Genomic DNA, 7,817 nt, shown 5'->3' on the forward strand with positions numbered 1-7,817 from the left:
ATAGCTGATGGCCGATAGTCGGACGCTGGACGCTAAACGCCTGCCTCCCGCCTGCGCTACTCCTCCACCAGCGCCTCGAGCCGGAAGCGGGCGATGCGCTCGATCTGGCTCAAGGCGGTCTCGAACTCGGTCTCGCGGTCGTTGGGGAGGCGGGACTCGAGGGCTTGGAGGATGTCGTTCTTGTCCTTGCCCTTGACCGCGAGGATGAAGGGGAAGCCGAACTTCTCGCGGTAGAGGCGGTTGAGCTGCTGGAAGCGCTCGTACTCCTCGGGCGTGAGGCGGTCGAGGCCGGCGCCCTGCTGCTCCTGCACCGAGTCGGGGCTCATCCGGGCGCGGCTGGCGAGCTCGGGGTGGGCGCGGATGAGCGTGATCTGCTGGGTGGCGGGGGCCTGGCGCATGGCGAAGCACATCGCCTCGTGCAGCGCCTGGAGGCTGGCAAACGGGCGTGAAGCCCACGAGCGCTCGGCCACCCAGGGCGAGTGCTCGAAGACGCCGCCCAGCAGCGCTACGAAAGCTTCCTTGTCGAGCTGATTGATCGCGTCGAGTCGCATAGGTTAGGGGTGCGTATGGCGTATTGCTGGGGTTTTGCCGTATGCAATAGCCATCCGCGTCAATACGGGATTTTATTCGTGTCCTGCTCCCAGGCCTCGAAAGCCCGCAGGCAGAGCTGGCGCTCGAGCTGCTCCAGCGGCAGGCGGCGCTCGCTCTTGGGGCGGGAGAGCTCGTCGTAGATGAACTGGTCGGCGAAGCCGATGGCCGCGGCGTCCTGGGCGGTGCAGCCGTAGTAGATCTTGCCGATGCGGGCCCAGTAGATCGCCGACAGGCACATGGGGCAGGGCTCGCAGCTCGTGTAGACCTCGCAGCCCGAGAGGTCGAAGGTGCCCAGCACCCGGCAGGCCTCGCGGATGGCCACCACCTCGGCGTGGGCGGTGGGGTCGTTGGTGCGGGTGACGCAGTTGGCGCCCCGGGCGATGATCTGCCCGTCCTTCACCACGACCGCGCCGAAGGGCCCCCCGAGCCCCGACTGCACGTTCTCCAGAGCCAACCGGGCCGCTTCCTGCATGAATTCACGCTCCATCGCCACCTCCAACACACGAACTCGAGCCGGCAGACCAGCCCCCGGAAGGACTTCTGCGGCTCGCATGGTTGGAACGCAAACCCGTCACGGTGCGGGAGAGGGTTCCCAGGTCTGGTTATCCATGCAGAACAGCCTGGTACACCGAAAGCTTAAACCTCGAGTTTCCCTTTCGGCAAGGTGGGGGCAGAGGCGGCGCGCTCGAGCACCTGCACCAGTTGGGCCGCCGTCGCGATGGCGATGTGGGCGGGCTTTTTGCCCCTGATCCCCTCCACGCCGACGGGGGTGGTGACGCGCTCGAGGTCGGCGTCGCTGAAGCCCTGGGCCTTGAGGGCCTGGCGGAAGTTGGACCACTTCACGCTGCTGCCGATCAGGCCGATGAAGCCCAGGTCGCCGCGGCGCAGGGCGGCCTCGAGCAGCGCCAGGTCCTCGTGGTGGTCGTGGGTCATGACCACCAGATGGGCCCCGGCGGGCAGCTCGGGGATGGCCTGCTCGGGGATGGGCAGGTGCCGGACGCGCAGGCGGGCCTCGCCCCCGGCCAGCGGGGCCAGGCGTTCGTCGGTCAGCATGCGGGCCCGCGAGTCTACGAGCCACAGCTCCACGGGCAGCAGGCACAGGACGCGGGCCAGGGCCAGCCCCACGTGCCCCACGCCGAAGACCGCGACGGCCGGGCGGGCCGGGGTGAAGGGCTCGAGCAGCAGCGTCACCTCGCCGCCGCAGCACTGCAGGCCGAACTCCCCCTCCTTGGGGTTGAGCCGCACGGTGAGCAGCCGGGGGCCCGGCTCACGCCCCGCCAGCATCTCCCGGGCGGCCTGGAGGGCGACCTCCTCGAGGTTCCCCCCGCCCACCGTGCCGTAGGCCGCTCCCGCCGTGACCAGCATCTTGGCCCCGGCCTCGCGCGGGGCGTGGCCGCGCACCGCCGCCACGGTCGCGATCACCGCCGCCTCGCCCTGCTCGGCGAGCTCGCGCAGCTTGGCGGGCCAGTCCCAGTCCATGCCGCTCAGTCCCCGTGGTGCACGGGCCGCGCCCCGTCCCGGAGAGGAACCTCCCCTGCCGCGGCCTCCTTCTCCGCGCGCGCCTTCTCGATGGCCCAGAACACCCGCTCGGGGGTGGAGGGCGCGTCGAGTTCGACCACGCCGCCCTGGCCGAAGGCGGCTACCGCGTCCTTGAGGGCCTCGCGCACCGAGATCGCCAGCATGAATGGGGGCTCGCCCACCGCCTTGGAGCCGTAGATCACGCCGGGCTCGGTGGCGCGCTCCAAAAAGCGCACCTCGAGCACCTCCGGCAGCTCCGACCAGGAGGGCAGCTTGTAGGTGCTCGCCCCACCCGTCGCCAACCGGCCCTGCGCGTCCCAGACCAGTTCCTCCAGGGTCAGCCAGCCCAGGCCCTGCACGAAGCCGCCCTCCACCTGCCCGCGGTCGACGAGCGGGGAGAGCGAGTCGCCCACGTCGTGCAGGATGTCGGTGCGCAGGAAGCGGTACTCGCCGGTGAAGCCGTCGACCTCCACCTCGCTCACCGCCGCGCCGTAGGCGAAGTAGTGGAAGGGCTTGCCCTGGCCCTTGCCCTTGTCGAAGTGGATGTCCGGGGTGCGGTAGTAGCCCTGGGCGAAGAGGGGGATGCGCTCCAAGTAGGCCGTCTCCACCACCCGCGCGAAGGGCACGAACCGCTCGGGCTGTCCCTCGGGGAAGACGCGCCCCTCCTCGAAGCGCACCCGCTCGGGGGGGCACTCCAGGTAGCGGGCCGCCACCGGGGCCAGCCGCTCCTTGAGGATCTCGCAGGCCTGGTGCACCGCCGCGCCGTTGAGGTCGGAGCCGGTGGAGGCGGCGGTGGCCGAGGTGTTGGGCACCTTGTCGGTGCGGGTGGGCATGATGCGGATGTGCTCCAGCGGCACCCCCAGGCTCTGAGCGGCCACCTGCAGCACCTTGGTGTGCACGCCCTGCCCCATCTCGGTGCCGCCGTGGTTGACCTGCACGCTGCCGTCGCGGTAGATCAGCACCAGCGCCCCGGCCTGGTTGTAGAAGGTGGCGGTGAAGGAGATGCCGAACTTGACCGGCGTGACGGCCAGGCCCCGCTTGCGGTGGGGGCTCGAGGCGTTGAACGCGGCGAGTTCGGCGCGGCGGCGCTCGAGCCCGCTGCTGGCCTTGAGCTGCGACCAGATGGCGTGGATGCGCCCTGCGTCCTTGACCTCCTGGCCGTAGTGGGTGCGCTGGCCCTCCTGGTAAAAGTTGCGCTCGCGCACCGCCTCGGGCGGCAGGCCCAGGGTGCGGGCCACCCGGTCGAGCAGGTCCTCGATGACCACCATCCCCTGCGGGCCGCCGAAGCCGCGGAAGGCGGTCTGGGAGGTCTTGTGGGTCTGGCAGACGTAGCCCGTGACCTCGAGGTCGGGCACGAAGTAGGCGTTGTCGCTGTGGAACATCGCCCGCCAGAGGATGGGCTCGGAGAGGTCGAGGCTGTAGCCGCCGTCGGAGTAGAGCTCGATGCGGGCGGCGAGCAGGCGGCCCTCGTCGTCGAAGCCGGCCTCGTAGCGCCCCAGGAAGGGGTGGCGCTTGCCCGAGAGCGCCATGTCGAGGTGGCGCGGCAGCCGCACCCGCACCGGGCGGCGGGTCTTCCAGGCGCCCAGCGCGGCGATGGCCGCGTAGGGGTTGGCCTGGGTCTCCTTGCCGCCGAAGCCCCCGCCCATGCGCAGGCACTGCACCGTGACCTGGCTGCGCGGCAGGCCCAGCACCATCGCCACGACCTCCTGGGTCTCGCTGGGGTGCTGGGTCGAGGCGTGCACCATCACCCCGCCGGTCTCGTCGAGATGGGCGATGGAGGCGTGGGTCTCGAGGTAGAAGTGCTCCTGCCCCCCGATGCGCACCTCCCCGCTCAGGCGGCGGGGGGAGCGCGCCAGCGCGGAGGCGGCGTCGCCCCGGCCCAGGCGCAGCGGCCCGGCCAGGAAGCTCTTCGCGGCGATGGCCTCCTCGATGCTGAGGAGTGCAGGGAGGGGCTCGTACTCGACGTGCACGCGGGCCGCCCCCAGGCGGGCGGCCTCGAGGCTCTCCCCCAGCACCCAGGCCACCGGCTGGCCGTGGAACATCACCTCGGCGGGGAAGAGCGGCTCGTCCTGGTGGTGCGAGGCCTGGGCCACGCCGGGCACGTCCTCGGCGGTGAGCACCGTGACCACGCCGGGCACCTCGAGCGCCCTCGAAGGGTCGAAGGCCGTCACCCGCGCGTGGGCGTGCGGCGCCAGCACCGGCCAGGCGTGCAGCAGGTCGGGGAAGCGGGCCCGTTGAGCGGCGTAGGCCGCCGGGCTATGCCCGTACCAAAGCAGGTCGTCGGTGTACAGGGCGCGGCCCGTGACGTGCTCCACCGCGCTCTCGTGGGGAATGGCCTTGCCTACGGCTTTCATCGCGGCACCCCCTCGGTGTGGGCGGTCTCGTGGTAAAACTTCTCCAGCAGCTTCTGCGCCATCCGCAGGCGGTACTCGGCGCTGCCCCGGTGGTCGCTGATGGGCTTTAAAACCTCGGCGATCATCCCCTGGGCCCGCCACAGGCTCGAGGCGTTCCAGGGCTGGCCGGTGAGGGCCTCCTCCACCGCGAACAGCCGCACCGGCGTGGCCGCCACCCCGCCGTAGGCCAGCCGGACCCGCGCCACCCGGCCCGCGCCGTCGAGCTCGAGGGCGAAGCCCGCCGCCACCGTGGAGATGTCGTCCATGCGCCGCTTGGCCACCTTGTAGAAGCGGCTGTGGGTGGGGTAGGGCTTGGGCACCCGCACCGAGACGATGACCTCGCCCCTGCCCAGCGCGGTCTGGCGGTAGGCCTTGAAGAACTCGGCCAGCGGCACGACGCGCTCCCCGTCCTTCCCGGCGATCCGCACCGCCGCGTCCAGCGCCAGCAGCGCCGGCGGCGAGTCCCCGATGGGCGAGGCCGTGCCCAGGTTGCCCCCCAACGTGGCGCTGTTGCGGATCAGCGGCGAGGCAAACAGGGGGAGCAGGTCGCGCACGGCCTGGGGCGCCCCCTTCCAGCGGCGCTCGAGCTCCCCCAGGCTGAGCCCCGCCCCGATCTCCAACGCGTCGGCGTGCTCCTCGAAGACCCTGAGCTCGGGGATGGCCTCGAGGCCCACCAGCAGTTCCCAGCGCCGGTAGCGCAAGTTCGACTCCACCGCCGCGTCGGTGCCGCCCGCCACCAGCTTGGCTTCGGGGTGCAGGGCCAGGAAGGTGAGGCACTCCTCGAGGCTCCCCGGCCGCACGAAGCGCCCCTGCTCGCTCTCGTACACCGCGGGCCCCAGCGCCGGGGCCGGCTCGCGCAGCCGGGCCTTGAAGGCGTCGTCGGGCGCCGGCCCCAGCGAGAGCGCCGCGTCTTTGATCGGGCGGTAGCCCGTGCAGCGGCAGAGGTTGCCCGACAGGGCGTGCAGGTCGAACTCCGCACCCCGGTCGGGGCGGTACTGCTCGGCGAAGAGGCTCATGACGAAGCCGGGCGTGCAGTAGCCGCACTGCGAGCCCCCGTGCCGCACCATCGCCGCCTGCACCTCGGCCAGCTTTCCGCCTTGCGCCAGCCCCTCCACCGTGTAGACCTCCTGCCCCGCCAGCATCGGCAGGAACAGCAGGCAGCTATTGACCCCGCGGTACTCGGTGCCCGCCGGCCCCTCCCGCACCAGCACCACCGTGCACGCCCCGCACTCCCCCTCGGCACAGCCCTCCTTGGAGCCGGTGAGCCCCGAAGCGCGCAGGTAATCGAGCAACGTGGTCTGGGGCGCGAGGTTTTCCACCTGCACCCGCCGACCGTTGAGAACGAATTCCATCTATGAACCCCCTCGATAGGCCATCCAGTGCATTGTTAATCGCCCATTCTATGCGCTGCCGGTGAGAAAGTCACAGGCTGGCTCCGAACGGGCCTCGAGGGAACGTGGGGTCGCACGGTGCCCAGGCGCCAGGAGGCCTGCCAAACCCGCCCGGCCCTTTTCCGAACCGTTCCCATCGCCCCCGGACCCCACCCCCTTGTGGAAGCGCTTCATCCTGAGTTAGCCTGGTTGTCGAAATCCCATCTTCTGAGCAGGGCACGGCAATTTTGCCGGGTCTGGGAGGGAATTATGGCTCGAGCGTGGAAGCTGGTCCTGGGTTTACTGGTTCTGGTCTTGACGGCCTGCGGGGCGGCGGCGCAGGAGGATGCCTCGGACGGGGGCGGGGTCGGCCCGCAGGCGGCCGACAGCTCGGTGTGGCGCCGCCAGGCGATCTACCTGGTGCTGCCGGACCGCTTCTACAACGGCTCCACCGCCAACGACAACCTGGGGGCGGCGGGCTGCTACGACCCGGCCAACCCCCGCAAGTTCCACGGCGGCGACTGGGCCGGGCTGCGGCAGAAGCTGGGCTACCTGAAGGACCTGGGCATGACCGCCGTCTGGGTGACGCCCGCGTACAAGCAGGTCGGGCAGCTCGGCGACGGCTCCTGCGGCTACCACGGCTACTGGCCGGATTACGTAGACCCCGACGACGGCGCCCTCGAGCCCAAGCTGGGCACCAGCAGCGACCTCGGCGGGCTGATCACCGACCTGCACTCCTCCACCTACAACATGAAGTTACGTGGTTTGCTACTTGAAATGGGGGAAGAAAAGGGAGATGGTCTTCATTGCTATGAGAAACCATCCCCGCTATCAGCATAGCCTAGAGGAACTGTTTTTGAGGGTCTTCATCCTGGTGGATGACTGGCTCAAAGCCAACCAGGAGCGCTTCAGGCTACCGGTGCAAGCCAACCAGGTGGCCAGCTACAGCGAGTTATTCACCATAGCCCTGGTCGGTGAACTGTTGGCCCAGCCCTACGAGTCGGTGTGGTACTGGCTGGTGCGTCAGAATCATCGGGGCTTGTTCCCGCGACTACCCGAGTACAGCCGTTACCATCGGATCGTGCGCAATGCGGAGCCCCTATGGGCCGAGCTCGCTCAATCGCTAGCCGCCAAGGAGGATGAGGATCGGGGGATTGAGCTCATCGATACCAAGCCCCTCCCCATCGCCAAGGGTAAGCGTTGGGAATGGGCCAAGATGCCCGAGGCCAGCAAGGGCTTCAGCACCATGGGGATGGTCTGGGGCTTCAAGCTGCACGCGGTGGTGAGCCTGGGGGGGCTGTTCCGACGTTGGGCCTTTGTGCCTGCGCACGCGCACGAGAGCCGTGTGGCCTGGGGGCTGGTTCAGGGGCCCACGCTAGGGGACAGGGCTTACGTGGGCACGGGGGTGTACTGTCCCAGCCGCAAGAACATGAAGCGCCAGACCTTCTGGCCCAGGGCTTTATCCAGGCTGCGTAAACGCATCGAGACCAGTTTCAGTTCCCTGGTCCGCTCGCTTCACCTGCACGTGGGGCAGGTCAAGACCTTCTGGTCTTTACGAGCCAGGGTCAACCTCAAAATCGCTGCCCACAACCTCATGCACTCAGGTGTGTTGGTCTGACTTCAGGTAGCAAACGAGGTAATAGTTAACGAAAAATGGGAAACTCCATATGAGTCCTAGAACAACGGCTAGCCAAATCTGGGGAAATTGATAGTCTCGTTTAAGCATCTTTCTCCAGAAACCTTAGGCGACCCCATTTTAGCTGGAGTCGCCCGAAAAGGTTCGATACCTTAGCGCAGCCAGTAAACCGCACTAAACACCCCGCTGGCTTGTGAGTTCACCGTGATGGTGTATTTATTATCTGCTGAGTCACGGGTGATCACACAGCTTCTCACAGCCCTGGGGTATTCCGCCGGAGCACCCTCATCTTGGAGGATAGTGCTTTTG

Annotated in this window: 7 protein-coding genes; 2 read left to right on the plus strand and 5 right to left on the minus strand. The window is 68.8% G+C overall.

Annotation, left to right across the window (positions count from 1 at the left end; translation table 11 throughout):
• Positions 1–56: 56 nt before the first annotated feature.
• The 5 genes from uraD to MEICH_RS0102535 form a co-directional block, all read right to left on the minus strand.
• On the minus strand, positions 57–551 hold the full coding sequence (gene uraD / locus MEICH_RS0102515; RefSeq protein WP_027891303.1) for a 2-oxo-4-hydroxy-4-carboxy-5-ureidoimidazoline decarboxylase: 495 nt from the start codon (positions 549–551) through the stop codon (positions 57–59).
• Positions 552–610: 59 nt separating this feature from the next.
• Positions 611–1,078: a nucleoside deaminase gene (locus MEICH_RS0102520; protein ID WP_027891304.1), complete on the minus strand. Its 468-nt coding sequence runs from the start codon at positions 1,076–1,078 to the stop codon at positions 611–613.
• Positions 1,079–1,227: 149 nt separating this feature from the next.
• Positions 1,228–2,070 (minus strand): xanthine dehydrogenase accessory protein XdhC, encoded by an 843-nt coding sequence (gene xdhC / locus MEICH_RS0102525; RefSeq protein ID WP_036218208.1) that lies wholly within the window; start codon positions 2,068–2,070, stop codon positions 1,228–1,230.
• A gap of 5 nt (positions 2,071–2,075) precedes the next feature.
• Positions 2,076–4,463, minus strand: coding sequence for a xanthine dehydrogenase molybdopterin binding subunit (xdhB, locus tag MEICH_RS23270; RefSeq protein WP_051303854.1), 2,388 nt, complete (start codon positions 4,461–4,463; stop codon positions 2,076–2,078).
• On the minus strand, positions 4,460–5,854 hold the full coding sequence (locus MEICH_RS0102535) for a xanthine dehydrogenase small subunit (protein ID WP_027891305.1): 1,395 nt from the start codon (positions 5,852–5,854) through the stop codon (positions 4,460–4,462). The genes xdhB and MEICH_RS0102535 overlap by 4 nt, the downstream gene beginning before the upstream one ends.
• 288 nt (positions 5,855–6,142) lie before the next feature.
• Between MEICH_RS0102535 and MEICH_RS0102540 the strand changes: the two genes are divergently transcribed.
• The gene (locus MEICH_RS0102540) at positions 6,143–6,712 is read left to right on the plus strand and encodes an alpha-amylase family glycosyl hydrolase (protein WP_084542323.1); all 570 of its coding nucleotides are present in this window, start codon (positions 6,143–6,145) and stop codon (positions 6,710–6,712) included.
• Positions 6,713–6,728: 16 nt separating this feature from the next.
• A complete protein-coding gene (locus MEICH_RS0102545; protein WP_051303855.1) occupies positions 6,729–7,490 on the plus strand; it encodes an IS982 family transposase in 762 nt (253 codons plus the stop codon).
• The last annotated feature ends 327 nt before the right edge of the window (positions 7,491–7,817 follow it).

This window comes from Calidithermus chliarophilus DSM 9957 (genome assembly GCF_000430045.1).
Classification (GTDB): domain Bacteria; phylum Deinococcota; class Deinococci; order Deinococcales; family Thermaceae; genus Calidithermus; species Calidithermus chliarophilus.

What these genes read in the sequence shown, in the direction of transcription:
- uraD (WP_027891303.1), bottom strand. Translation starts at nt 551, where the DNA reads ATGCGACTCGACGCGATCAATCAGCTCGACAAGGAAGCTTTCGTAGCG.
- MEICH_RS0102520 (WP_027891304.1), bottom strand. Translation starts at nt 1,078, where the DNA reads ATGGAGCGTGAATTCATGCAGGAAGCGGCCCGGTTGGCTCTGGAGAAC.
- xdhC (WP_036218208.1), bottom strand. Translation starts at nt 2,070, where the DNA reads ATGGACTGGGACTGGCCCGCCAAGCTGCGCGAGCTCGCCGAGCAGGGC.
- xdhB (WP_051303854.1), bottom strand. Translation starts at nt 4,463, where the DNA reads ATGAAAGCCGTAGGCAAGGCCATTCCCCACGAGAGCGCGGTGGAGCAC.
- MEICH_RS0102535 (WP_027891305.1), bottom strand. Translation starts at nt 5,854, where the DNA reads ATGGAATTCGTTCTCAACGGTCGGCGGGTGCAGGTGGAAAACCTCGCG.
- MEICH_RS0102540 (WP_084542323.1), top strand. Translation starts at nt 6,143, where the DNA reads ATGGCTCGAGCGTGGAAGCTGGTCCTGGGTTTACTGGTTCTGGTCTTG.